Consider the following 24259-nt stretch of genomic DNA (forward strand, 5'->3'; position numbering starts at 1 on the left):
TCGGAAGGGCCCCGGCGAGGACCCCATCCTTCGCACGGAGCCGACCCCGCCAGCGCCGTCGGGCCCCGTCGTCCGCGCCACCCCGCCGAGGAGGCGCGGCCGGGGGCCCTGACGAAACGACCCGGACGGCGGGGCCGAACGGCCCTCTCGCCACGCCCGGGCCGTCGCTGTTCGGATCAGTGCGCCCGATGGACTTCCAGTGCGGCGCGTACGCCGGATTCGACGGCGCCCTCGATCCAGGCGGGCTTGAGGGAGGTGTGGTCCCCCGCGAAGTGCAGGGGCCCTTCGGGGGTGCCGATCTCGGGGAACAGTTCGGTGTGCTGGCCGGGCAGGAGGACCGACGCCTCGCCGTAGGCGTAGGGGTCGCGGGCCCAGCTCTGGGTCTGTCCCGCCCCGGTGTAGAAGACCTCGATGCGCTGGCCGTAGATGTCCTGGAGTCCGGACAGGGCGTGCGGGTAGCGGGCTTCGTCGTCGAAGGCGTCCCAGCGCATGGCGTCGTCGGCCCAGGTGTAGGCGGCCAGGACGACCCCGCCGGCGCTGCCGGGTACGGGATGGGAGGGGTTGAAGGTGAAGCGGTTCGGGTTGTCGCTCACGGACCCACCGCCCAGCGCGGCGACCGCACCGGGCTGGTCGCGGGTGACGGAGCGGTACGCGGCGTAGTAGGCGCGCTGGTTCTCGGAGAGGCGCTCACCCGTGACGGAGTCGTGCCGGCCCAGGAGGCTGCCGTCGTCGGGGGCCAGGCTCTTGCGGTAGGAGTCGTACAGGCCCGGTGCGATCGTGGCGAGTTCCCGCTTCCAGTCCGCCTCGGTGAACTCCCACCAGCGGCGGCTGAATTCGAGGACCACCTTGGTCGCGCTGTCGTAGTGGAGCTCGGTGACGGCGCGGCGCTTTCCGTACGACATGAGGGGGTTGACCTGGATGTGGCGCAGCCCGGAGAACGGCACGGTGATGACGGCCAGGTCCGCCGTGAACTGCTCGCGCACCGGCTTCCCCTCACGCCCCTCGGAGACGGTGTCGACCCACACATGGGGCCCGTCGGCCTTCACATGGGAGGTGTCTGTGTGCGGGCGGTGCGGGTCCCAGTACTCGATCCGGGTGACGCGGCGGTCGAAGCGGATGCACGGCTGGACTTCCTTGAGGAGCGCGTCGGGCAGCGCCGCGGTCCCCCCGGTCAGCTCCCAGAACGTGGTGCGCGGGCTGATGAGGGCCGCGTCGAGGAAGCTGTGCAGGAAGGACAGCGGAAGGCGTGAGGTGACGTTCTCCAGGCAGCCGACCAGGTCGATGGTTGCCTCGTCGAGCTTGGCGAACTCCGTCAGATAGCGGCGCATCGACCAGTCGCCGAAACGCTCGATGACCCGCGCCCATCCGGCCAGCAGCTCCGCGGCGGGCTTGTCGGTGCGCTGTCCGTCGGAGCCCCGCGTACTGAACTCGTCCCGGGCCGGGTCCAGGGCGTCGCTCAGGATCTTGCCGGCGGGCACGTCCCAGAGCGCGCGCGGCACACCGAAGGACTGGTTCACCCGCCGCGGGCTGCGCGCGTAGTCGGCGCGGCGCACGCGAACGCCGTTGACATGGATCCAGGTCTGCTGGGCGGCGGTTCCGTCCGGGTTCTCGTCGACCAGGCGGAACTTCTGCCGCCGCACTCCGAGATGGTCGATGAGGGCCATGACCAGGGGGTGGCTCTGCGGGATCCGCATGGCGCCGGCCTCCGCGTACTGCCGCGGGTCGGCGAACGGCTGCTTGGCCCGCTCGTGACCGCCGGACCTGAACGTCTTGATCCTGCCGCCCGCGCGATTGCCGTTGGCCTCGACGAGCGTGACCGTGTGACCGGCCCGCCGCAACAACAGCGCCGCGACAAGACCCGCCGGTCCCGCCCCCACGACCAGCACCTTCTTCGGCCGGGCAGCCGACCGGGGAAGGCCGCCGCCCACCAGGATCTCGCGGTAGCCCGGCACCAGGTCCTGGCCGTCGGGGCCGCGCACCAACAGGGCTCGCGCGACCTGGAGGCAGCGCTCGGACAGGGGCGCCGCAGCGGCAGGCGCGAGCGTGACGGTTTCGGTTTCGGCTCCGGCGGCGGCAGCGGGTGCGGCCGAGGTCGCCGCGACCGCGGCCGCGGCCGCCGCGGTACCGAGGGCAAAGCCGCGCCGGGACAGGGAGTTGGGCGTGGCGGAGGGCCGCGACGTTCGAGGTGAGTGCATGGCGTCACCATGCCGCCTTTGCGTCCGCTCATCGGACCGGCCACGCGCACCCGCGCACCCACCGTGATCCAAATGGCCCATGAATGGCGGCACTTCGCGTCCCGCCCGGACAGAAGGACCACCCGAACGTGTCAGTCACCGCGCGCCCCGCCGCCCGCCACTCGCGGCCCTAATTCGCTTGACCCGGTGCCGAGTCGGGACTGCACTGTGGCGGGACATCGCAGGGCGTGGTGTCGGTATGCCAGGAGGGTGAGGGCCGCGATGGAGATCCGTTCCACGACCGAGCAGGACCTCGACGTCTTCGTCGACACGCTCCACGCCGCGTTCGGGCGCTTCCCGGACACCCTGGCCGGGGGTGGCCCCTGGTGGGGGCGCTCGAAATGGACCGCAACCTGTTCGCCGTGACGGCGGAGGGCAAACCCGTCGGCACGGCCGGCGCGTACTCCTTCGAACTCACCCTGCCCGGGGGGAGCCTCGCCCCGGCGTCCGGGATCACCTGCGTCGGCGTCCTGCCCTCGCACCGACGCCGAGGCGTGCTCAGCGCGATGATGCGGCATCAGCTCGGCGAGCTGCGGGACCGGGGCGAGTTCCTCTCCGTACTGCTGGCGTCCGAAGCCCTCATCTACCGCAGGTTCGGCTACGGTCCGGCCACCTACACGCGGCGCCTGACCGTGCCCCGCCACCGTGCCCTCCTCGCTCCGCCCCGCGCGCCCGGAGCGAGCGGCGCCACGACGACCGGGGAGACCGGCTCGGTGGAGCTGCTGCGTCGCGCCGAATGCGGCGCGATCCTGGAGGACGTCTACGACCGGTACCGCCGCACTCAGCCCGGCGCGCTGTCGCGGCCGCACTCCTGGTGGGCCACGGGAGCCGGGCAGCCCCCGATCTCGGCCGCGCCGCGCTATGTCGCGGTGCACCGGGACGCCGACGGGGTCCCGGACGGGTACGCCAGCTACGTGCACGGCGAGGACCACACGTTGACGGTCGACGAGACGATCGCCACCGACGACGCCGTCTTCACGGCCCTGGCCCGGTTCCTCTTCGGACACGACCTGATCAGCACGGTGGTGTTCAAGCACATCGCCCCCGACCACCCGCTGCGCTGGCAGTTGACGGACTTCCGGGCCGGCGAGGTGGGCGGCGACACCGACTGGCTGTGGGTGCGGCTGCTGGATGTTCCGCGGGCGCTGGCCGCCCGCGGCTGGTTCACGGACGGCGAGCTCGTCCTGGAGGTCGACGACCCGTTCCTCGACGAACGCGGCCGCTACCTGCTGACCGTCCGGGACGGCAAGGGCGACTGCGTCCCGACGGACCGCGAGCCCGACCTTTCCCTGGACGTGAGCGACCTGGGCTCGCTCTACCTGGGGGGCACCGCCCCGAGCACGCTCGTACGCGCCGGACACATCCGGGCCCACCGGCCGGGCGCGATCGCCCTGGCCGACGCCCTGTTCCGCACCGACCGCTCCCCGCACTGCCTGCACTGGTTCTGACCCGGACCGGAAGCGGCTGCCCCAGTCCATCAGCACCGCAGGGAAGGGCTCGGGCGTGGTCGATCAGAGGCGGGATGTACGCGCCGATGCGTGTGCGTCCGCCGATGGGCGGGCGCATTCTGAAGACATGACCGAGCGCGACGACTTCCTGGCGTGGATCAAGACCGACCTGTACGAGGCGGAGCTCGCCCTGCACAACGGCGACGCGGCCCCCCGCCGTGCGCTGTGGTCACGCACGGAGCCCGTCAGCGTGCTCGGGGCATGGCGCAACGCCTTCGGTCAGCGGGAGGTCACGGAGCTGTTCACCGCGTTGGGGAAGACCTTCTCCCACTGCACGTCGTACGAGTTCGAGCTGTTGTCGTACGACGTGGTGGGAGACATGGCCTATACGGCGGGCCTGGAGCACACCTCCACCTCCGTCGGCGGAGCGCCGCGCACCTACACGTTGCGGGCCACGCAGACGTACCGCCGGGAAGACGGCCGGTGGCTGGTGGCCCACCGTCATGGGGACACCGTGACCGACTGAGCGGTTCTTCCGCTCGGGCCCTCGCGTCGAGGGCGCGGGCGTACGGGCCGCCGGGCCGCGCGGCGTCGGGCCGCACGGCCACCGGGCGAGCCCCCGACCAGACGCCGGCTCAGTGCTCGGCGCTGGGGACGGCGAGCGGGCTCGCCGGGGCCTTCTTCTTGGCCGCTTCCATCTCCTCGCCGAGCTCCGTCAGGCGGTTGCGGCCCATGGCCTTGCGCAGTTCGGGGAACCAGTCCTTCTCCTCCTCCTCGACGTGATGACGGACGTTCTCCATGAGGACGGTCATCTTGGCGTCGAAACGCTCGTCGCTCGGGTCGAGGTCCTTGAGTTCGGAGAGCATCCACAGCACGACGTGGTGCTCTTCGACGCTCTCCAGAGCCTGGTCCTTGGTGTCGGGGGCGGCCTCGCGGGCCGCCGGGTAGAAGATCTTCTCCTCGATCCAGGTGTGGGTGGTGAGTTCCTCGATCACCCGGTCCGCGATCTTCCGCTTTTCGGCGTGGGCGTTGTCGCCGGCCTTCTCGAACTCCTTGAAGAGCTTTTCCACCGTCTTGTGGTCTTCCTTCAGCAGCACGATGCCGTCCACGATCTCTCCTCGCTCGCCGTTGCGGGCGGTCGGCCCGCCCGGGGAGCGTGTACCCCCAAGTACGGCGAACCTGTCACGTACCCCCCGGATGGCCGCGAACGTGTGGGGCGCCCACCACCTCCGCATGACCACGGGCGGGTACGAGGACGTCAGGGGCAGGGGTCGAGAGGCTGCGCCACGGGGTGTGCCGCGTCCGGGCGGGGGCCCGGCACCACGGTCGGCAGGTCTGTTCTGTCCGACGGAGTGGGGGGCTTGGCGCGGAACGGAGCGAGGGCCGCGGCGAGGTGCCGCTGAAGGGTCTGGGGCAGGGGATCGCCGTTGATGGAATCGAGAACGTCCTCGGCGACCTGGTGCAGCTTGCAGTTGGTGTGCTGGGACACGGTGACCAGCACGGTCCAGGCGTCCTGGGGGCTGAGCTTGAACGACGCCATCAGCGCGCCACGGGCCAGGTCGATGGCCGGACGGGTCTTCATGGCCCGGCGCAGTTGCTCCACTTCGCGGTGGAGGGCCTCGTTGTCCTCAGCGGGGCTCTGCTCGTTCACGCCGAACGCCTCAGGTCCGGCAAGGGCCGGTGGCCGGGGCGCCGATGGGTGTGGCCGGCGGCGGAGAACAGCGGCCAGGTGTGTGTCGCGGTGAGCAGTCTGTCCACCTGCGGGCGTGCGCCCCGGACGCGGATGAACTTGCCCTGCGCCAGGGCACGGTGGCGGATGCGCAGCAGCGCGCCGAGCCCGGAACAGTCGCAGAAGTCGACGCCGCGCAGGTCGAGGAGGAGTCCGTCGGCCGACCGGTCGAGCGCCTCGCGCAGGGCGCTGTAGAGGGGCTGGGCGCTGTCGATGTCGAGGTCTCCGAAGACACGCACGGCATCGGGTCCATCGAAGACGCGCACCGGCGGGTCGACCGACGGGCCCGCGAGGGGGTCCGTGGCCTGGGGGGACAGCTCTGGATCTTTCACGGCAGGCTCCCCATGAGGACTCCACCCGACTAGGTCCCTCCAAATTTGCCCTTTCGTACCCTCGCCCGTCAAGAGATACCGGAAATCTATTTCGTCCTTTTGGATGCGTGAATCCGATCTCCTATGCTGGGCGGATGGGTGGAGTACCAGAAGCGCATACCGGATGGACCTTCCTGACCAACCACGCCCGTGTCCTCGCCACGATCGCCGAGGACCACACCGTGCGCATACGCGACATCGCGGCGCACTGCCGGTTGACCGAGAGATCGGTGCAGAACATCATTTCCGACCTGGAGCGGGACGGGTACCTCACCCACACCCGCGAGGGCCGCTCCAACATCTACCGGGTCGCGCCCGACAGGTCGTTGCGCCACCCGGCCGACCAGCAGTCCACCGTCTCGGACCTGCTGTCCCTGCTGGCCCAGCACGACAGCATGCGGCCGGAACACCCGTAGGTTCTGGGGGAGCGGGGGCTGTTGAGCGACGACGATGCGCCCCCAAGTGAGCACCCTCGATTTAAGGGGCCGCCAGGGTCAGAGGTCCGCCAGCCAGGGTCAGAGGTCCGCGGGGTCGCGCGGTTCGAGCGGTTCCAGCGCCGGGCCCTGGAGGACTTCGCCGTCGACGCCGAAGCGGGAGCCGTGGCATGGGCACTCCCACGTCCGTTCCGCGTTGTTGAAGGCGACGAGACAGCCCAGATGGGTGCAGACGGCGGACACGGCGTGCAGTTCACCCCGGTCGTCGCGGTGCACGGCGCAGGGCTTTCCCGCCGCACGGACCACAGTGCCCTCGCCCCGCTCCAGCTTGGCGACCGGGCCGTTGGTGCCCTCGCCCAAGGTGTCCAGGCGGTCCTTGACGAAGTGCTTGCCCGCGTCCATCTGGGCCTTGAGGAAATCGGTGGCCGAGCGCACGGCGGCACCGACCCGGCGCGGGTCGTAGAGCTCGGCCCACGGCTCCTGGCCGCCCGTCACCAGGGAGGCGATGAGCTGTCCGGCCAGTACGCCACCGGTCAGGCCCCAGCCCGCGAAGCCCGTGGCGACGTACACGTTGTCCCCCGCCGTGGGCAGGCCGCCGATCAGGGGGAGGGTGTCCGTGGAGCTGTTGTCCTGCGCCGCCCAGCGGTGGTTGAGGGTGAACCCGGGGAAGCGCTCCTCGGCCCACGCGTGCAACCGGCCGTAGCCCGCCGCCGTGTCCTCGCCGGTGCCCGGGGCGAAGGCCTCACCGGTGAGGACCAGAAGCCGCTGTCCGTCAGGGAGGGGCGTGGTGCGCAGGGACCGCTTGCCCCCTTCCTCGGTGATGTACATGCCGCCGATGTCCTGGCCGGCGGGCAGCGGACCGGCGATCACCAGGTCGCGGTGCTGGGTGAGGCGGGTCGACAGGACGGCGTGGTCGAAGAGCGGATGGTGGGTGGCCACCACCACATGACGGGCGCGGACGGTGATCCCGGACGCCGTGGTGACCCGGCACGGATCACCCCCGTCCACCCCGGTGACGCGGGTGTGCTCGTAGATCCGGGCGCCCTGGGCGACGAGGTCGTCGACGATGCCGCGCAGGTAGGCCAAGGGGTGGAACTGCGCCTGGTTCTCGACCCTGACGGCGCCGGCCACCGGATACGGCAGATCGGTCTCGGTGACGAACGAGGCGTCGAGCCCCGCCGCGCGGGCCGCCTCGGCCTCGGCGCGAAGGGCCTCGACGCCGTCGGGCTGCTCGCAGTAGGTCAGGGCGGGGCGGCGTTCGAGCGAGCAGTCGACGCCGAGTTCGTCGGCCACCTCGACGACGTGGCGGAGCGCGGCGCTCTGCGAGCTCGCGTACAGACGGGCCGCCTCCTCGCCGTGCTTGTCCCGCAACGTGTCGTACACGGCGGTGTGCAGCGCCGTGACCTTGCCCGTGGTGTGGCCCGTCACGCCCCCCGCCAGCCGGTCGGCCTCGAGGACGATGACGCTCAGGCCCGCGCGGGTGAGTTCCCAGGCCGTGCTCAGCCCGGCGATGCCACCGCCGATGACCGCCGCGTCCACCTCGGCGGCGGCGTCCAGAGGGCCGAACGAGGGGAACTCGACCGTCTGCATCCAGTACGACGGGCCGGGGACAGCGAGTGGCTTCATGTCCGGCGACTACCCCCCGAACCCCGGCCCGATGCCTGGACTACGCCGACTGCGCGGCCGCCCGACCCCGACGTGGCAGCCCCGTTATCTTCTTCGCGGTCCTGCAAGAGGGCCGCTGGCCTCCGGGCCCGGCATGACTGTTGCCCCCTGTCGAACGGATGACCTGGGGGGTGGTGTCACCGGGCCCGGGAGGTGCCGTCGGAGACGCTGATGAGAGGTCCGGCCACCACCCGGTCCGGCGCAATGCCGGACAGCTCGCGGGCGGCAGGTCTGCATAACGTGGATGCGCGCGTACGACACCACTGCCAAGGCCGGCACGTTCAACTCTGCTGGAAGGGCACGATGTTCGACACCGAAGACGTAGGCGTGTTCCTCGGCCTGGACGTCGGCAAGACCGCTCATCACGGCCATGGGCTCACCCCGGCCGGGAAGAAGGTCTTCGACAAGCCGATGCCCAACAGCGAGCCGAAACTGCGGGCCGTCTTCGACAAGCTGACCGCGAAGTTCGGCACCGTCCTGGTGATCGTGGACCAGCCCGCCTCCATCGGAGCCCTCCCGCTGACCGTGGCCCGGGACGCGGGCTGCAAGGTCGCCTACCTGCCCGGACTCGCGATGCGCCGCATCGCCGACCTCTACCCGGGCGAGGCCAAGACCGACGCGAAGGACGCCGCGGTGATCGCGGACGCCGCCCGCACCATGCCGCACACGCTGCGCTCTCTGGAGCTGACCGACGAGATCACCGCCGAACTCACCGTCCTGACCGGCTTCGACCAGGACCTCGCCGCCGAGGCAACCCGCACCTCCAACCGGATACGCGGCCTGCTCACCCAGTTCCACCCCTCGCTGGAACGCGTCCTCGGCCCCCGCCTGGACCACCCCGCCGTCACCTGGCTGCTGGAACGCTACGGCTCCCCGGCCGCCCTGCGGAAAGCCGGCCGCCGCAGACTCGTCGAACTCATCCGGCCCAAGGCCCCGCGCATGGCTACCCGGCTGGTCGACGACGTCTTCGACGCCCTGGACGAACAGACCGTGGTCGTTCCCGGCACCGGCACCCTCGACACGGTCGTGCCCTCCCTGGCCCGATCGCTCGCGGCGGTCCACGAACAACGCCGGGCCCTGGAAGCCCAGATCAAAGCCCTGCTGGAGGACCACCCTCTTTCCAAGGTCCTGACCTCGATGCCAGGGGTCGCGGTCAGGACCGCCGCAGTTCTGCTGGTCACCGTCGGCGACGGCACCAGCTTCCCCACCGCCGCCCACCTGGCCTCCTACGCCGGCCTCGCCCCGACAACGAAGTCCTCGGGGACCTCGATCCACGGCGAACACGCACCACGAGGCGGAAACCGGCAGCTCAAACGCGCAATGTTCCTGTCCGCGTTCGCAGCCCTGCACGATCCCGCCTCCCGCACCTACTACGACAAATGCCGGGCCCGGGGAAAGACCCACACCCAGGCCCTGCTCCGCCTCGCCCGCCACCGCATCAGCGTCCTGTTCGCCATGCTCCGCGACGGCACCTTCTACGAACCACGCGTCCCTGAAGCAGCCGTCGCATGACCAGCTCAGGCTTGACGAAGGACATAGAGGCACCCCCCGACGTGGCCGCCCCTCGGGGTTCGCCCCTGCCTGCCGAGTTGACGCGGCACAACCCGCGAAACCGTCCGCACCCCGTCGGCGTCGGCGGAGCCGCCGTGCCGTTACGAGGCGACGGCGTCGGGTACCGATGACGGATCGGCGCGCCGGTGCCCGGGGCAGAGGGAGGTAGACATGGACGCTTCGGTGGATCGCATCGCACAGCCATGGGGCAGCCGCACCGCCTACGGTCGGCACGGGACCTGGCCGGTACGCGTCGACACCCATCTGGCGGACGGGGTGCGGCCGGAGGATGTGCAGCGATGGGTACAGGCCGCCTCCATCCTGCACTCCGACGGTGACGCCATGGACATCGCGGTCAAGGACGGTCACATGGTCGGCGTGCGGGGCCGCACCTCGGACCGGGTCAACCGGGGCCGGCTGGGACCCAAGGACCTGTTCGGCTGGCAGGCCAACGCGTCGCCCGACTCGTCACCCCGCTGGTCCGCCGGGAGGGCCGCCTGGTCGCATGCGACTGGGACACCGCCATGGACCTGATCGTGACGCGCTCGCGGGCGCTGCTCGACCAACGCGGAGCCGGGTCGATCGGGTTCTACACCTCGGGGCAGCTCTTCCTGGAGGAGTACTACAGCCTGGCCGTGCTCGCCCGGGCCGGCATCGGCACCCCACACCTCGACGGCAACACCCGCATGTGCACCTCCACCGCGGCCGAGGCACTCAAGGAGTCGTTCGGCAGCGACGGCCAGCCCGGCAGCTACGACGACCTCGACCACACCGACGTCCTCGCGATGTTCGGCCACAACATGGCCGAGACGCAGCCGGTGCAGTGGATGCGCGTCCTCGACCGGCTCGACGGAACCGACCCGCCCCGCCTGGTCTGCGTCGATCCGCGGCCCACCCCGGCGGCCCGCCGTGCCACCGTCCATCTGGCTCCCCGCGGCGGCACCAATGTGGCACTGCTCAACGCGCTGCTGCGCGAGATCATCCGGCTCGGCCGCGTCGACCACGCCTACATCGAGAAGCACACGGTCGGTTTCGACGAGCTGACGAAGATGGTGGAGCCGTGCACGCCGTCCTGGGCCCAGGACATCTGCGACGTCCCGGCCGCACGCGTCTGCGAGGCGGCCGAGATCCTGGGAGGCGCCGACCGGCTGCTGTCGACCGTGCTGCAAGGCGTCTACCAGTCCCACCAGGCCACCGCCGCCGCCGTGCAGATCAACAACCTGCATCTGATCCGCGGCATGCTCGGCAAGCCGGGCGCCGGGGTGTTGCAGATGAACGGCCAGCCCTCCGCCCAGAACACCCGCGAGTGCGGGGCCAACGGGGACCTCCCCGGGTTTCGGAACTGGGAGAACGACGACCACGTGGCCGACCTGGCCCGGGTGTGGAACGTCGAGCCTACGACGATCCCGCACTACGGGCCGCCCACGCACGCCATGCAGATGTTCCGCTACGCCGAGCAGGGCTCGATCGGCATGCTGTGGATCAGCGGCACCAATCCCGCCGTGTCCCTGCCCGAGTTGTCCCGCATCCGCTCCGTCCTGTCCCAGGACGGGCTGTTCACGGTGGTCCAGGACCTGTTCCTCACCGAGACCGCACAACTCGCCGACGTCGTGCTGCCGGCGGCGACCTGGGGCGAGAAGACCGGCACCTTCACCAACGCCGACCGCACGGTGCACCTGTGCGACAAAGCCGTGGAACCGCCCGGCCGGGCCCGGCCCGACCTCGACATCTTCCTCGACTACGCCACCCGCATGGACTTCCGCGACAAGGACGGCGGGCCCCTGCTGCACTGGCACGACGCGGAGACGGCCTTCGAGGCGTGGAAGAAATGCAGCGCCGGACGTCCCTGCGACTACACCGGCCTGTCCTACGCCCTGCTGCGCGGCGGCAGCGGAATCCAGTGGCCCTGCACCGCACAGGCGCCTCGGGGAACGGAGCGCCTGTACACCGACGGCATCACCTGGGCCGACCCCGACACGTGTGAGGCGTACGGCAAGGACCTCGTGACCGGCGCCCCGGTCAGCGTGGTCGAGTACCGCTCCCTCAACCCTCACGGCAAGGCCGTCCTCAAGGCCGCCGAATATCTGCCGCCCCATGAGGAGCCGGACGAGAGCCACCCCTTCCACCTGACGACCGGCCGCACCCTCTACCACTTCCACACCCGCACCAAGACGGGGCGCGCTCCGCAGTTGAACGCCGCGGCCCCGGACGTGTGGGTGGAAGCATCGGCCCGGGACGCCCAGGCGCTCGGCTGCCACGAAGGCGATCTGATGGAGGTCACCACCCCGCGCGGCGCACTCCGGGCGCGCCTGCGGGTCACCGACATCCGGCCCGGCCTGCTGTTCGTGCCGTTCCACTACGGCTACTGGGACACCCCGGCAGGTTCGCGGCCCGCCGCCGGCACGCCCGGACGCGCCGCCAACGAGACGACGATCACGGACTGGGACCCCGTCTCCAAACAGCCCCTGTTCAAGACGGCCGCGGCCGCGCTGCGCCTGGTCGAACGCGGCGACGGCACGAGCGCCCCCGCCCCCACCACCGCCGCGTCGGCCCCCACGGATCCGGACAGCGCCCCCGCGACGGCGGGCGGACGCGCCGCGTACGCCTCCCAGGCGGCCGTGGCCGAGGAGAACGACAGCGAAGGAAGCGCCCAGTGAACGGGATCGAACTCGTCCTGCGGGCCGTCCACCACGGCGAGCACCACCTGGCCGGACACCTCACGGCCGTCGCCGAACGCCATCGCGCCGAGCACGAGGTCCATCACGTGGCCACCGATCTCGCCGCCTGGTCGCACGAGCACGTACGGCTGCTGTCGGAAGCCGCCAAGACCCGCGGCCTCGACCTCGACGGCCCCCCTGATCCGTCCTCGGCCGGACTCCTCATGACACCGGGACGGACGGGAGCGCCGGAGGTGAAGGAGCCGGGCCTGCTTCTGCTGCGCGACCTGTGCGAGCTGCATTTGAATGCCACCCGGAACTCCCTGTACTGGGAGATGCTCGCCCAGGCCGCGCAGGCCGGTAAGGACGGCGAACTGCTCGAACTCGCCTCCTCCTGCCATCCCCAGACGCTGCGCCAGCTGCGCTGGAGCAACTCCCTGATCAAGGTCCTCTCCCCGCAGACACTGACCAGCCTGTAGCGCCGGGCCGCCCGCGAAGCACGCCGCACGCCGACGGTGCCTCGCCCCCACGGACCTGACGTGACCTGGCCTGACCTGACCGCAAGGAACCATGGTGAGCCGTACCTCCCCGCCGTCGCGCTTCGCAGCCGACCCGCCTCCGCAGACGCTGCGCGAGTACGCGCTGATCGCCGACGGCGAGCGAGGCGCGCTCATCGGGCCGCACGGCGACATCGCCTGGATGTGCCTGCCCCGATGGGACTCCGACGCCGTCTTCAGCACCCTCATCGGAGGGCCCGGCCACTACGCGCTCACCCCGCACGGGCGGTATGTGTGGGGCGGCTACTACGAGAACGGCACCCTCATCTGGCGGAGCCGCTGGATCACCGAGAACGGCGTCGTGGAGTGCCACGAAGCCCTCGCCCTACCGGCCGACCCGCATCGCGCCGTGCTGCTGCGCCGCCTGCACGCCGTCGACGGGGAGGCCCGGCTCACCGTGGACCTGGCACCCGCGGCGGGCTTCGGCGCCGACCGGTCCCGGCTGCCCCACCGCGACGAGGACGGCACGTGGAGCGCCCGCACCGGACATCTTCGCTGGCGCTGGTGCGGTGTACCCGAGGCGCGCTCCACCCGGTACGGCCACCGCGGCGGGCTTACGGCCGAGCTGAGCCTCGCACCGGGCGAACATCGCGATCTCGTACTGGAGATCTCGGAGCACGCACTGCCCGACGCGCCCGACGCCGGCCGCTCGTGGCGCGCCACGAAAGCCGCCTGGGCCCGCGAAGTCCCCGCCCTCGACCAGGCGTTGGCCCCCGAGGACGCCCGCCACGCCTACACCGTGCTGCGCGGCCTCACCAGCGCCTCGGGCGGCATGGTCGCGGCCGCCACCACCAGCCTCCCCGAACGGGCCGAGGCCGGACGCAACTACGACTACCGCTACGTCTGGATCCGCGACCAGTGCTACGCCGGCCAGGCGGCGGCCGCGGCGGGCGGGCACCCCCTGCTCGACGACGCCGTACGGTTCATCTCGGCCCGCCTCCACGAGGACGGCGCCACGATGGCGCCCGCGTACACGGTCACCGGGGGGCCCGTGCCGGGCCCGCGCGAACTGGCGCTGCCCGGCTATCCCGGCGGGGGCAGCCAGGTCGGAAACCGGGTCAACCGCCAGTTCCAGCTCGACGCCTTCGGCGAGGCGTTGCTCTTGTTCGCCGCCGCTCACCGGCACGGCCGGCTGGACAGCGACGGCTGGCGGGCAGTCGACATCGCGGCCGACGCCATCGCCCGGCGCCGGGGCGACGCCGACGCGGGCATCTGGGAACTCGAAGCCCAGCGCTGGACCCACAGCCGGCTGATCTGTGTCGCGGGGCTCCGGGCCGTCGCCAAGGAGGCGCCGTCCGCGCGGCGGGCGGCCGCCTGGGCCTCCCTCGCCGATGTGATCCTCGCCGACACGACGGCCAACGGCCTTCATCCATCGGGCCGTTGGCAACGGTCGACCAGCGACCCGTCCCTGGACGCCGCGCTCCTGCTGCCTCCCCTGCGCGGCGCGCTGTCGGCCGAGGACCCGCGCACCACCAGCACCCTGCGCGCCTACACCGAGGAACTCACCCGCGACCACTACGCCTACCGCTTCCGCCACGACCAGCGGCCCCTGGAGGAGGCCGAAGGGGCCTTCCTGTTCTGCGGTTACGTGATGGCGCTGGCCGAACACCAGCAGGGCAACCAGAACGAGGCCCTGCGCTGGTTCGAACGCAACCGCTCCGCGTGCGGCCCGCCGGGCCTGTTCGCCGAAGAGTACGACATCAGCCAGCGCCAGCTGCGGGGCAATCTGCCGCAGGCCTTCGTCCACGCCCTCATGCTGGAGAGCGCCGTACGTCTCGCCGCCCCGCCGCACGACGACTTCTGAGCCACGCGTCCGGTACGCGTCCGGTACGGACAGAGCGGCGAGCACCGTGCCTGAAGGGAAGCGGTGGGTGTCAGGTGTGGAGACGGCTGTTGGCGCCGTCGTGGCTGTCGGCGCTCTCCTCGTCGAACCAGTAGTCGCCGGCCGCCAGATAGCGAAAGGCGTGCGAGCTCTCGCCGGGCAGCGCCACGGTGACCGCACGCGTGCCGTCCTTGCGGGCCTGGAGTTCATGGGTTCCGGGGCGCCACTCGTTGAAGTCACCGACGACGCTGACCGGCCCGGGCGGGGTGTCGACAGGCAGCACGAACGTGATCTCGATGCTGTCCTTGCGCCGCTTGCGTTCCAGCACGGCAACCTCCTGTGGGTGGATCGGGTGGGCCCCATCCTGGGGCCGACGCGGCGGACCCGCATGTCGACGAACGGGGCTTTCGTGCGCCGCCGAGGCACGCGCTCGCCCGGGCTGCGGCCGACTGGCCCAGCCGGGCTTGCCGGGGACCGGTGCGCGGATTGAGATGTCAGCGAGACCCGCGCACGCAGGACCTCGACCGCCTTCTTCACCCGGGCGGCCCGAGCGCGTGTGAACGCGCCGACCGTGGGCGGTCCACGGGGCCGCCCGCCGAGGGTGGCCGGGTCGGGAGGGTGACCTCAGGAGGAAGGAGCTCGCTGTGACGACTGCGCGAGAGATCATGACCAGCGGAGCGGAGTGCATCGGCGAGCGGGACAGCGTCCTGGACGCGGCCCGCAAACTGGCCGAGCTGGACGTGGGCGCGCTGCCGATCTGTGGCATCGACGAGCGGCTGAAAGGCATGCTGACCGACCGCGACATCGTGGTCAAGGTGCTGGCCAAGGGCAAGGACCCGGCGAAGACGCAGGCCGGCGAGCTGGCCCAGGGCGAGGCGGTGACGATCGGCGCCGACGACGACGCCGAGGAGATCCTGCGCACGATGGCCACGCACAAGGTCCGCCGGCTGCCCGTCATCGACGGTCACCAGCTCGTCGGCATCGTGGCGCAGGCGGATGTGGCCCGCGCACTGCCGGACATCAAGGTCGGCGACCTCCTTGAGGCACTGTCGAGCGACTGACCCGGGCGGCCACCGCTTGAGGAGGTGTGATGGGCCACCAGGGCAAGAGGAACCGGGCCGAGGGTGAGACGAAGGACGCCTCGGGCGCGGATGCGGACAGCGGCGCGAGACGGGCCGAAGCCGAGGCCGACCGGGCCAAGGGCAAGGTGAAAGAGGCCCGGGCCGACATCGAGGGCCGACCCCGCACGCGGGACGGTCGTACGACGGGCCGAGCGAAGAAGAAGCAGTAGGCGCAGCGGTCGCGGCCGACAGGAGAGCGTGGTCGGGTGGGCGGGCGCGGCCCGTATCGGGCGTAGGGCCGAAGGCCCCCGGTGCGCGCCCGCCGCCCCTGAAGCGGCCGGCCCCCTGAGGGGCGCGCCCGTCGGCCCTGAAGCGGCCGGCCCCTTGAGAGGTCCGGCCGCCGCGGGGGAGTGGCGGCCTCCCGGTCGCCTTACGGGTGTTGCCCCATTTCTCGGCGCTCCCGAGCCAGGAGCGCGTCCCTGAGGGCGAACACGGAGGCACGGTCGGCGTCACGGGCGAACCGTTCGAGCAGTTCGACCGCGGCCGGGTCCGGCCCGCCCTCCATCGCTTCTACGAGTGCGGCAATGTTCGGCCACTGGTCGCGGGAATGGTAATCGTCCACAGGATGTCCGGTTCTGTCGTATTTCAAGGTCGGCATCCGCCCCAACGGACTACTCATACCAGGGCAAGGCCGTTCATGGCGCCCGTCGACGGCCCGAACCGCCATATAGACCACGGGGTTACGTCCCCGGTTCGCCGCATCAGACCCGCTGCGCGCGGTGGAGAAGCGTGTGGAGCCCATGGGGGCGCAGGGCCGCGCGGGCGGCGTTCGCGCCCGGAGCGCCATGGACGCCGCCGCCGGGATGCGCGGCCGCGGAGGCGAGGTACAGCCCCTTGATCGGCGTCTCGGGCCGGCCGGTTCCGGGCACCGGACGGAAGATCGCCTGTTGGTGCAGGGCGGTGGTGCCGTTGTTGATGGCGCCCAGGTGCAGGTTCTCGTTCATGGCCTGGAGGGTCGTGGGGGCCAGGATGCGTCGGGCGCGGATCAGCGCGCGGAACCCCGGCGCGTACCGTTCCACCTGTGCTTCGACGCGGTCGGCCATGGCCTCCTGATCCCGGGCGTCCCACCGGCCCGTGATGCCGTCCGGGCCCGCGTCGGAGGTGATCTCCTGCGGCACGTGCGTGTACGCCCACGCCGATTCCGTACCGGCGGGCGAGCGGCTGGGGTCCGCGGTGGTCATCTGGCCGAGCAGGACGAACGGGTCGGCGGGAACCTGCCCCCGCGCGATCTCGGCGGCGAACCGGGACAGACCGTCCACGCCGTCGGCGATGTGGACCGTTCCCGAGCCGGCCGCCCCGGGCGCCTGCCACGGCACCGGCCCCGACAGCGCCCAGTCGACCTTGAACGTCGCGAAGTCCCACTGGAAGCGCTCCAAGTCGCGCACCAGACGCGACGGAAGGTGCTCCTCGCCCACCAGGTCCCGGTACAGGGCCGGCGCCGAGACATCGGCGAGCACGGCTCTGCGCGCCCCGATCGTCTCCCCGCCGGCCGTCACCACCCCGGCCGCCGTGCCGCCGCGTACGACCACGGACGCGACGCGCTCCCCGCAGCGCACGGCGCCCCCGCGCTTCTCCAGGCGGCCGACGAGCGCGGCGGTCAGGGCTTGCGCGCCACCCACCGGAACAGGGAAGCCGTGGCTCTGCCCGAGCATCGCCATCAGCCAGCCGAACCCCCCGCTGACCGCGGACTCGGGCGCCAGATCGGCGTGCAGGGCGCAGCCGGCCAGCAGGAGCCGGCCCCCTTCCCCGGTGAACTCCTCTTCGCCCAGGCGCCGCACGGGCATCAACAGGTTCCGGGCCAGCCGGAGGCCGCCGGGTGCCCGGAGCTTCGCCGCCAGTCGGAGCCCGGAACGAACCGGCGGGAAGGGGGTGAACAGGGCTCGCACCATGTCCGGGCCCACTCGGCACCACATGTCGTACATGGCCTGCCAGGCCTCGCCGTCGTGCGGCCCGAACCCCTTCAACCCGGCTGCCGTCTCCCGCACTTGGCGTTCCAGCACCGCACACCGGCCGTCGCTCAGCGGATGGGCCAGGACCCGCGGGGCGTGGCTCCACCGCAGGCCTTCGGCCGCGAGGTCGAGGCGGGTCAGGACGGGGGAGGCGGCCGCCAGGGGATAGAAGGCGCTGAAGAGGTCGGAGACGTAGTCGGGGTGGACTCCACGGTCGCTGCGGACCGCGCCGCCGGGTTCGTCCTGCGTCTCCAGGACCTCCACGCTCCACCCGGCGTCCGCCAGAACGTTCGCGGCCACCAGGCCGTTGGGGCCGGCGCCGATCACCACCGCATCAGGCATGGCGGGCCCCGGCGTCGGCGCCGGCGCGCTCGCCCTCGACGACCTTGGCCAGGCGCGCCAGCATGCCCCGGTGGCGGAGTTGGAGCAGCACCTCGCTGACGGGATTGTGCAGGGTGCCGCCCAGGCCGCGCAGGGGGTGTTCGTCGCAGATGACCAGAGTGCCGTCTCCCCAGGGCCTGAGCTGGAGGAAGATCCGCGCGCTGCCGAGCGCCTTGAAGGCCGCCTCCAGCTCCAGCTCTCTGCACGGCTCGCTGTGGCGGACGGTCGTCGTGCCGTCGCCCGACCACGGTCCCGCACGCAGGGTGAAACGCAGCCGCGAGCCGGTCTCGGGCCATGACCGGTCGATGGGCACGGACTTGTCCGGCCCCACCACCCAGTCCCCGTAGCGCTCGGGATCGGAGAGCACCGCCCACACATCGGCCGGGGAGCGCTGGATGAGTTGATGGCGGATGGCCATGAGAGAAGTCCTCCTTGCCGACGCGGCGCGTGCCGCGCATGTGGGGCCCGTACATGGGCCGGGGTCGAGCGGTGGGGGCGGGCGCCGGTAAGGGGTGACCCGGCGCTCGTGAGTCACCGCTGCTCCGTCGGGGTGGAGCGGTCCCGCTCTCGTGGTCCGCACCGGTTCCTTCACCGTGCTCGTACGGGTGGTGGGGCCGGGTGCCCCAGCCGTGGGGCGCCAAACGCGTCCGCGTCGACACGTACGGCCCACTCGACACTCAGGCCCATGGTGCGCGCCCTCGGGTGGGCTCGCATCCCGCGCCCGCCGCTGAAGGTGTCGGGAGGCGTCGGGCGGTGTGTCGTTCGCCGCCGACGGTGGGCCACAGCTCTGTGCCCGCACGCGTCCTCACCCGACTGGCGGGCGCCCGACACCCACCCCGCACAGGGTGCGCGGCCACATGCCCCGCCTTCCATGTGCGGGACCCCACGACCCTCAACACACTGGGAGGAGGCGAACAGGACGCCGTCCGTCCCGCACCGGAGGAGTTTCACCGTGGCCGAACAACCCCCGTCCGTTCGTCCCGCCGTGGACATCCGGGTCGCGTCCGTGCCGGCCGGCCATGTGTATGTGCGCCACTGTTCCGCGCCGGAAGCCGACGGCGTCAGACGTCTTACGGACCCCCGGCCCAACGGCGCTCCCAGCACCTCGCAGCGCTGGTGGCCGCCCGTCATGCTCGACCCCGACTGGGTGAGCGCCCACCACAAGGACTTCGACGTCTTCCATCTGCACTTCGGGTTCGACGCCCAGAGTCCGGACCAATTGACCGCTCTCGTGGACACCCTTCGACGGCACGGCAAGCCGCTGGTGTACACGGTGCACGACCTGCGCAACCCGCATCAGCTCGACCCCGCCACCCACGACGCCGCGTTGAACGTGGTGATCCCCGCCGCCGACCAGCTCATCACGCTCACCCCCGGCGCCGCCGAGGTCATCGACCGCCGCTGGAACCGTAAGGCCGACGTCCTACCGCACCCCCATGTGGTGGAGCTGCCCCTGGTGGCCGGTCCCCGGCCCGCCCACGACCAGTTCCGGGTCGGAGTGCACGCCAAGAGCCTGCGGCCGAACATGGCCGTGCTGCCCGTCGTGCGCGTACTCGCCGACACGATGGCCGAGCTCGCGGACGCGGAGCTCCAGGTGAACATCCACCGCGAGGTCGCCGATCCGGCCGCCTCCGCCTACAACCCCCAACTGCTCGGTGAACTACGGAAGTTGGCGCACCAGGGCCGACTGACGCTGACCATCCACGACTACTTCGACGACGAGCAGCTGTGGGACTACCTGGCGTCGCTCGACCTGTCCGTGCTGCCCTATCTCTTCGGTACGCACTCGGGATGGCTGGAGGCGTGCCACGATCTGGGCACCGCCGTCGCGGCCCCGGACTGCGGGTTCTACGCCCAGCAGCGGCCCTGTCTGACCTACGGGCACACCCAGGAGGGTGGCCTCGACGAGGAGTCCCTGCGCAAGGCCGTGCTGCGGGCGTACGAGGAGAGGCCGGCGCCCCGGGCCACCGAACACCACCGGGCCCGGGAGCGCGCCGACCTCGCGGCCGCGCACCGCGCCCTCTACACCCGTCTGCTGCGATGAACGCGTTGCGGGTGGCTCTGATCGCGTCCGCGCGACATCCGATCAACGAGCCGTTCGCCGGCGGGCTCGAAGCCCACACCTGGGGGCTGGCCCATGCCCTGACCGGGCGCGGACACGAGGTGGAACTCTTCGCCGCACCCGGCTCCGACCCCGCACTCGAAGCACGCGAACTGCCCGTGCGCCGCGTGGTGTTGAGCTCGGCGGCCCGTTCGGACGCCAGCATGCCCAGCACCACATGGATGGAGGAACACCACGCCTATCTGGGTCTGATGCTGGACCTGGCACGCGACGGCGAGCACCGCTTCGACGTGGTGCACAACAACAGCCTGCACTATCTGCCCGTGGCGATGGCGTCCGCCCTGCGCGTTCCGGTGATCACCACCCTCCACACGCCGCCCACCCCGTGGCTCGAGTCCGCCATCCAGAGCCATGACGCCTGCCCCGTCCTGTTCACCGCGGTCAGCCAGTTCACCGCCTCGGCCTGGCGGCCGATGGTGCCCGAGGCGCTGGTGGTGCGCAACGGCATCGACACGGACTTCTGGACGCCGGGCCCGGGCGGCCCCGATCTGGTGTGGTCGGGCCGCATGGTGCCGGAGAAGGGCCCCCATCTGGCCATTCGGGCGGCCCGCGCGGCAGGCGTATCCCTGAAGCTCGCGGGACCCGTCTCCGACGAGCGCTACTTCGAGGAAGAGGTCGTCCCGCTGCTCGAAGACGGCGTCCAGTACGTCGGCCACCTCGACCGCAAGGAGCTCGCCGAGCTGCTCGGCACGGCGGCCGCCGCTCTGGTGACGCCGAGCTGGGACGAACCGTACGGCCTGGTGGTCGCCGAGGCGCTGGCCTGCGGCACACCCGTCTGCGGGTTCGACCGCGGCGCGCTGGCGGAGATCCTGACACCGGAGTGCGGGCTGCTCGCACCGCCGGGAGACGTGGCCGCCCTCGCCGAACTCATCCCTCGGGCCATGCGCCTGGACCGCCGGGCCGCCCGGCGCAGGGCGGAACTGTTCTGCTCGCTCCAGCACACCGCCGACGCCTACACCACCTTGTACGAGCGGGTGACGAGGTGATCGGCTACTACGTCCACCATCAGGGCCGGGGCCATCTCCACCGGGCGCAGTGCATCGCGGCCCATGTCGCGGGCCCGGTGACCGTGCTGTCCTCGCTGCCGCGGCCCGACAGCTGGCGGGGCCCCTGGGTCTGTCTGCCGCCGGACACCGCGGCCGCTCCCGTCGACCACACCGCCCGAGGCCGGCTGCACTGGGTTCCCGTGCACCACCGCGGTCATCGCGAACGGATGGGGATCATCGCGGAGTGGATCAGAAGGGAGAACCCCGCGCTGTTCGTCAGCGACGTATCGGTGGAGGCCGCCACCATGGCGCGGCTCATGGGGATCCCGGTCGTCGTCGCGGCCATGCGCGGCGACCGCCGGGACAAGGCGCACCGCCTCGGCTACGACCTCGCGGACGCGCTGCTCGCGCCCTGGCCCGGCACCCTGCCCGAACCGGGCTGGCCCCCGCACTGGCACGCCAAGACCGTGCACACCGGGAGCATTTCGCGCTACGACGGCCGACCGCGCCCCACGGTCGACGGCCACAGGGCAGCCAGCCGCGGCGAAGTCGTGGTGCTGCTCGGTGCGGGCGGCGCCGACGTCACCCCCGCGCACCTGAGGGAGGCGGCCCTGGCCACCCCCGACTGGTCCTGGACCCTCCTCGGTGGACCCGGCGCCCCCTGGGTCGAGGACCCCTGGCCACTGTTGTGCCGCGCCAGTGTGGTCGTCACCCACGCCGGGCAGAACGCCATCGCGGAATGCGCCGCGGCGCGGGTCCCCGCCGTCGTCATCCCGCAGGACCGTCCGCACGGTGAACAGCACGCCACGGCAAGGGCGTTGAGGGCGGGGGGCCTGGCCACCGTACGGGACACCTGGCCCGGCGCGCGGGAGTGGCCCGCCCTGCTCGCGGAAGCCGCCGCCCGGCCGGAGCGCTGGGCCCAGTGGTCTCCCGGCGACGGCGCCGAGCGCGCGGGCCGCCTGCTCACCGACCTGGCCAACCGCGCCCCGAGGCAGCCCGCATGCGCACCGCGGTGATCACGATCGCCGCCGGCCGGCACCGTCATCTGCTGCTCCAGCAGGACGGACTCTCCCGGGGCGCGCGCACCCCCGACCAGTATGTGATCGTCGCCATGGACGATCCGGACATCGGCCCGCTCACCGCCGGCCGAAGGCCCCCACCATGCGTGCTCGACCTGCCGCTGGCCGAGGGCGGCCTGCCGCTGGCCGCCGCCCGTAACGCGGGGGCGGCTCGGGCCCTCGAAGGCGGCGCGGACCTGCTGGTCTTCCTCGACGTGGACTGTGTGCCGGGCCCCACCCTCCTGGACCGCTACGCCCAGGTCGCCGAGGACGGCGCGCTGCTGTGCGGAACGGTCGCCTACCTGCCACCCGCGCCACCCGGGGGCTATGGCCTCGACGCCCTCGCCGACCTGGCCCCGCCCCATCCGGCGCGGCCCGCCCCCGCCGACGGAGAGCTCCGGCGCGGGGGAGACCCCCGCCTCTTCTGGTCGCTGTCCTTCGCCCTCACCGCCGCCACCTGGAGCCGCGTCGGAGGGTTCTGCGAGTCGTACGCCGGTTACGGCGGTGAGGACACCGACTTCTCCGCCACGGCGGCCCGGCAGGGAGTGGACCTGTGGTGGGTGGGCGGCGCACCCGCGTACCACCAGCACCATCCGACCCACGATCCACCCGTCCAGCACCTCGACGACATCCTGCGCAACGGGGCGCTCTACAAACGGCGTTGGGGGACATGGCCCATGCTCGGATGGCTCCGCGCCTTCGAGGCGCTGGGGCTGGCCGTGCACGACCCCGCCGCCGACACCTGGCGCAAACGGTGAGCCCGGGCCACGGTCCCGCCCGCGAATCCCCGCGCCGGACCGGTTCGCCGCCCCCGCCTAGGGCACGCGCCCACCGTAGGGCAGAAGCGGACACCACCAGCTGTTCGAGCCGGCACACCCACAAGGAGACGCGATGAGGGCACTCACCTGGCACGGCAAGCGCGACGTACGCGTGGACACCGTGCCCGACCCCACCATCCAGGACGCGGACGACGTCATCGTCCAGGTGACCACGACCGGACTGTGCGGGTCGGACCTGCACCTCTACGAGGTGCTCGGTCCCTTCCTCGACCCGGGGGACATCCTCGGGCACGAGCCCATGGGCATCGTCCAGGAGGTGGGCCCGGACGTCACCTCCCTGAAGCCCGGAGACCGCGTGGTGATCCCCTTCAACGTCTCGTGCGGCACCTGCTTCATGTGCGACCAGGGCCTCCAGTCGCAGTGCGAGACCACCCAGGTACGCGAACACGGCACCGGCGCCTCGCTGTTCGGCTACACCAAGCTCTACGGACAGGTGCCCGGCGGGCAGGCCCAGTACCTGCGGGTCCCGTTCGGGAACACGCTGCCCATCCAGGTGCCGCAGGGGCCGTCGGACGACCGCTTCGTCTATCTCTCCGACGTGCTGCCCACGGCCTGGCAGGCGGTCGAGTACGCCGCCATCCCGCCCGGCGGCAGCGTCGCCGTTCTGGGCCTGGGACCCATCGGCGACATGAGCGCCCGCATCGCCGCCCACCGCGGCGCCGGAACCGTCATCGGCATCGACCTCGTACCGGAGCGCCTGGAACGGGCCCGCCGACGCGGCATCCACACCCTCGACCTCCAGGAATGCGGCGACAACCTCACCGACGCCGTACGCGACCTCACCGGGGGCCGCGGGCCCGACGCCGTCATCGACGCGGTCGGCATGGAGGCACACGGCAGCCGGGTCGCGGCCGCGGCCCAGGGCATGACGTCCCTGCTGCCCGACGCGCTCGCCTCGGCCATGATGAAGCGCGCCGGAATCGACCGCCTCTCCGCGCTCTACACGGCGATCGACCTCGTCCGCAGGGGAGGGACGATCTCCGTCTCCGGCGTCTACGGCGGCGCGGCCGACCCGCTGCCGCTGCTCACCATGTTCGACAAGCAGCTGAACCTGCGCATGGGCCAGGCCAACGTCCGACGCTGGGTCGACGACATCCTCCCCCTCCTCACCGACCAAGACCCCCTGGGCGTCGACGACTTCGCCACGCACCGCCTGACGCTGGAGCAGGCGCCCGACGCGTACGAGATGTTCCAGAAGAAGCGCGACGGCGCGGTCAAGGTTCTCTTCACGCCGTGAATGGCCCGCAGAACAGGGCGAGTTGAGGAGATCGGAAGTAGGGCGGGCGCCCCACACCACGAGGTGGGGGCGCCCGCCGGGTCGGCAGTTCGCGCCGC

At 71.8% G+C, this 24259-nt stretch carries 21 protein-coding genes and 2 pseudogenes; 14 read left to right on the forward strand and 9 right to left on the reverse strand.

The genetic code is table 11. The features are described 5' to 3' along the window. Window positions 1–176: 176 nt before the first annotated feature. Window positions 177–2195, reverse strand: a complete 2019-nt coding sequence (locus tag DWB77_RS34965; protein ID WP_120726488.1) for a flavin monoamine oxidase family protein — start codon at window positions 2193–2195, stop codon at window positions 177–179. Between the two features lie 261 nt (window positions 2196–2456). Here DWB77_RS34965 and DWB77_RS34970 point away from each other — a divergent pair. Both DWB77_RS34970 and DWB77_RS34975 read left to right on the forward strand, forming a co-directional pair. Next, window positions 2457–3682 (forward strand): annotated as a pseudogene (locus DWB77_RS34970) (GNAT family N-acetyltransferase). A 127-nt stretch (window positions 3683–3809) separates the two neighbouring features. After that, a complete protein-coding gene (locus DWB77_RS34975) occupies window positions 3810–4208 on the forward strand; it encodes a nuclear transport factor 2 family protein (protein ID WP_120726490.1) in 399 nt (132 codons plus the stop codon). Window positions 4209–4317: 109 nt separating this feature from the next. Here the strand turns inward: DWB77_RS34975 and DWB77_RS34980 are convergent, their stop codons facing one another. The 3 genes from DWB77_RS34980 to DWB77_RS34990 form a co-directional block, all read right to left on the reverse strand. After that, entirely contained in the window at window positions 4318–4791 is a 474-nt protein-coding gene (locus DWB77_RS34980) for a hemerythrin domain-containing protein (RefSeq protein WP_120726491.1), read from the reverse strand. 149 nt (window positions 4792–4940) lie between these two features. Next, window positions 4941–5333, reverse strand: coding sequence for an ANTAR domain-containing protein (locus DWB77_RS34985; protein ID WP_246033741.1), 393 nt, complete (start codon window positions 5331–5333; stop codon window positions 4941–4943). Next, window positions 5330–5743 (reverse strand): STAS domain-containing protein, encoded by a 414-nt coding sequence (locus DWB77_RS34990; protein WP_162952677.1) that lies wholly within the window; start codon window positions 5741–5743, stop codon window positions 5330–5332. Before DWB77_RS34990 ends, DWB77_RS34985 begins: the two co-directional genes overlap by 4 nt. A 134-nt stretch (window positions 5744–5877) precedes the next feature. Between DWB77_RS34990 and DWB77_RS34995 the strand changes: the two genes are divergently transcribed. Continuing rightward, window positions 5878–6198, forward strand: coding sequence for a helix-turn-helix transcriptional regulator (locus DWB77_RS34995; protein WP_120726496.1), 321 nt, complete (start codon window positions 5878–5880; stop codon window positions 6196–6198). A gap of 99 nt (window positions 6199–6297) precedes the next feature. On the opposite strand, the gene DWB77_RS35000 is transcribed toward DWB77_RS34995, so the two are convergent. Beyond that, on the reverse strand, window positions 6298–7842 hold the full coding sequence (locus DWB77_RS35000) for an FAD-dependent oxidoreductase (protein WP_120726498.1): 1545 nt from the start codon (window positions 7840–7842) through the stop codon (window positions 6298–6300). A 342-nt stretch (window positions 7843–8184) separates the two neighbouring features. Here DWB77_RS35000 and DWB77_RS35005 point away from each other — a divergent pair, with 342 nt between their 5' ends. The 4 genes and pseudogenes from DWB77_RS35005 (at window position 8185) to DWB77_RS35020 (ending at window position 14450) form a co-directional block, all read left to right on the forward strand. Further along, on the forward strand, window positions 8185–9393 hold the full coding sequence (locus DWB77_RS35005) for an IS110 family transposase (protein ID WP_120720370.1): 1209 nt from the start codon (window positions 8185–8187) through the stop codon (window positions 9391–9393). 210 nt (window positions 9394–9603) lie between these two features. Continuing rightward, window positions 9604–12089 (forward strand): annotated as a pseudogene (locus tag DWB77_RS35010) (molybdopterin oxidoreductase family protein). Beyond that, on the forward strand, window positions 12086–12568 hold the full coding sequence (locus tag DWB77_RS35015) for a hypothetical protein (protein WP_120726500.1): 483 nt from the start codon (window positions 12086–12088) through the stop codon (window positions 12566–12568). The pseudogene DWB77_RS35010 and the gene DWB77_RS35015 overlap by 4 nt, the downstream one beginning before the upstream one ends. 91 nt (window positions 12569–12659) lie before the next feature. Beyond that, window positions 12660–14450, forward strand: coding sequence for a glycoside hydrolase family 15 protein (locus DWB77_RS35020; RefSeq protein ID WP_120726502.1), 1791 nt, complete (start codon window positions 12660–12662; stop codon window positions 14448–14450). A 70-nt stretch (window positions 14451–14520) separates the two neighbouring features. Here the strand turns inward: DWB77_RS35020 and DWB77_RS35025 are convergent, their stop codons facing one another. Beyond that, complete coding sequence (locus DWB77_RS35025) at window positions 14521–14796, reverse strand: hypothetical protein (protein WP_120726504.1); 276 nt, start codon at window positions 14794–14796, stop codon at window positions 14521–14523. Window positions 14797–15112: 316 nt separating this feature from the next. Between DWB77_RS35025 and DWB77_RS35030 the strand changes: the two genes are divergently transcribed. Then, complete coding sequence (locus tag DWB77_RS35030) at window positions 15113–15529, forward strand: CBS domain-containing protein (protein WP_174248666.1); 417 nt, start codon at window positions 15113–15115, stop codon at window positions 15527–15529. 29 nt (window positions 15530–15558) lie between these two features. Further along, on the forward strand, window positions 15559–15759 hold the full coding sequence (locus tag DWB77_RS35035) for a hypothetical protein (RefSeq protein WP_120726506.1): 201 nt from the start codon (window positions 15559–15561) through the stop codon (window positions 15757–15759). A gap of 200 nt (window positions 15760–15959) precedes the next feature. Here DWB77_RS35035 and DWB77_RS35040 read toward each other — a convergent pair whose 3' ends face one another. From DWB77_RS35040 to DWB77_RS35050, 3 genes are all read right to left on the reverse strand, one after another. Continuing rightward, window positions 15960–16151, reverse strand: a complete 192-nt coding sequence (locus tag DWB77_RS35040) for a hypothetical protein (RefSeq protein WP_120726507.1) — start codon at window positions 16149–16151, stop codon at window positions 15960–15962. A gap of 139 nt (window positions 16152–16290) precedes the next feature. Further along, window positions 16291–17880: a phytoene desaturase family protein gene (locus tag DWB77_RS35045; protein WP_120726508.1), complete on the reverse strand. Its 1590-nt coding sequence runs from the start codon at window positions 17878–17880 to the stop codon at window positions 16291–16293. Continuing rightward, window positions 17873–18337, reverse strand: coding sequence for an SRPBCC family protein (locus DWB77_RS35050; RefSeq protein WP_120726509.1), 465 nt, complete (start codon window positions 18335–18337; stop codon window positions 17873–17875). Before DWB77_RS35050 ends, DWB77_RS35045 begins: the two co-directional genes overlap by 8 nt. 534 nt (window positions 18338–18871) lie before the next feature. On the opposite strand from DWB77_RS35050, the gene DWB77_RS35055 reads away from it, so the two are divergent. The 5 genes from DWB77_RS35055 (at window position 18872) to DWB77_RS35075 (ending at window position 24161) form a co-directional block, all read left to right on the forward strand. Further along, window positions 18872–19963 carry a glycosyltransferase family 1 protein gene (locus tag DWB77_RS35055; RefSeq protein ID WP_246033742.1) on the forward strand — a complete coding sequence of 364 codons (1092 nt, stop codon included), beginning with the start codon at window positions 18872–18874 and terminating at the stop codon, window positions 19961–19963. An 11-nt stretch (window positions 19964–19974) separates the two neighbouring features. Then, entirely contained in the window at window positions 19975–21027 is a 1053-nt protein-coding gene (locus tag DWB77_RS35060) for a glycosyltransferase (RefSeq protein WP_246033743.1), read from the forward strand. Then, the gene (locus DWB77_RS35065; protein ID WP_120726512.1) at window positions 21024–22043 is read left to right on the forward strand and encodes a glycosyltransferase; all 1020 of its coding nucleotides are present in this window, start codon (window positions 21024–21026) and stop codon (window positions 22041–22043) included. The genes DWB77_RS35060 and DWB77_RS35065 overlap by 4 nt, the downstream gene beginning before the upstream one ends. Next, a complete protein-coding gene (locus tag DWB77_RS35070) occupies window positions 22028–22843 on the forward strand; it encodes a glycosyltransferase family 2 protein (RefSeq protein ID WP_120726513.1) in 816 nt (271 codons plus the stop codon). The genes DWB77_RS35065 and DWB77_RS35070 overlap by 16 nt, the downstream gene beginning before the upstream one ends. A 133-nt stretch (window positions 22844–22976) precedes the next feature. After that, window positions 22977–24161, forward strand: a complete 1185-nt coding sequence (locus DWB77_RS35075; RefSeq protein ID WP_120726514.1) for a zinc-dependent alcohol dehydrogenase — start codon at window positions 22977–22979, stop codon at window positions 24159–24161. Window positions 24162–24259: the final 98 nt, after the last annotated feature.

This window comes from Streptomyces hundungensis, from assembly GCF_003627815.1.
Lineage (GTDB): Bacteria > Actinomycetota > Actinomycetes > Streptomycetales > Streptomycetaceae > Streptomyces > Streptomyces hundungensis_A.

Bases quoted from the DNA above. Each gene is read 5' to 3' on its own strand.
- DWB77_RS34965 (WP_120726488.1), bottom strand. From the start codon at position 2,195: ATGCACTCACCTCGAACGTCGCGGCCCTCCGCCACGCCCAACTCCCTG.
- DWB77_RS34975 (WP_120726490.1), top strand. From the start codon at position 3,810: ATGACCGAGCGCGACGACTTCCTGGCGTGGATCAAGACCGACCTGTAC.
- DWB77_RS34995 (WP_120726496.1), top strand. From the start codon at position 5,878: ATGGGTGGAGTACCAGAAGCGCATACCGGATGGACCTTCCTGACCAAC.
- DWB77_RS35000 (WP_120726498.1), bottom strand. From the start codon at position 7,842: ATGAAGCCACTCGCTGTCCCCGGCCCGTCGTACTGGATGCAGACGGTC.
- DWB77_RS35005 (WP_120720370.1), top strand. From the start codon at position 8,185: ATGTTCGACACCGAAGACGTAGGCGTGTTCCTCGGCCTGGACGTCGGC.
- DWB77_RS35020 (WP_120726502.1), top strand. From the start codon at position 12,660: ATGGTGAGCCGTACCTCCCCGCCGTCGCGCTTCGCAGCCGACCCGCCT.
- DWB77_RS35035 (WP_120726506.1), top strand. From the start codon at position 15,559: ATGGGCCACCAGGGCAAGAGGAACCGGGCCGAGGGTGAGACGAAGGAC.
- DWB77_RS35045 (WP_120726508.1), bottom strand. From the start codon at position 17,880: ATGCCTGATGCGGTGGTGATCGGCGCCGGCCCCAACGGCCTGGTGGCC.
- DWB77_RS35050 (WP_120726509.1), bottom strand. From the start codon at position 18,337: ATGGCCATCCGCCATCAACTCATCCAGCGCTCCCCGGCCGATGTGTGG.
- DWB77_RS35070 (WP_120726513.1), top strand. From the start codon at position 22,028: ATGCGCACCGCGGTGATCACGATCGCCGCCGGCCGGCACCGTCATCTG.
- DWB77_RS35075 (WP_120726514.1), top strand. From the start codon at position 22,977: ATGAGGGCACTCACCTGGCACGGCAAGCGCGACGTACGCGTGGACACC.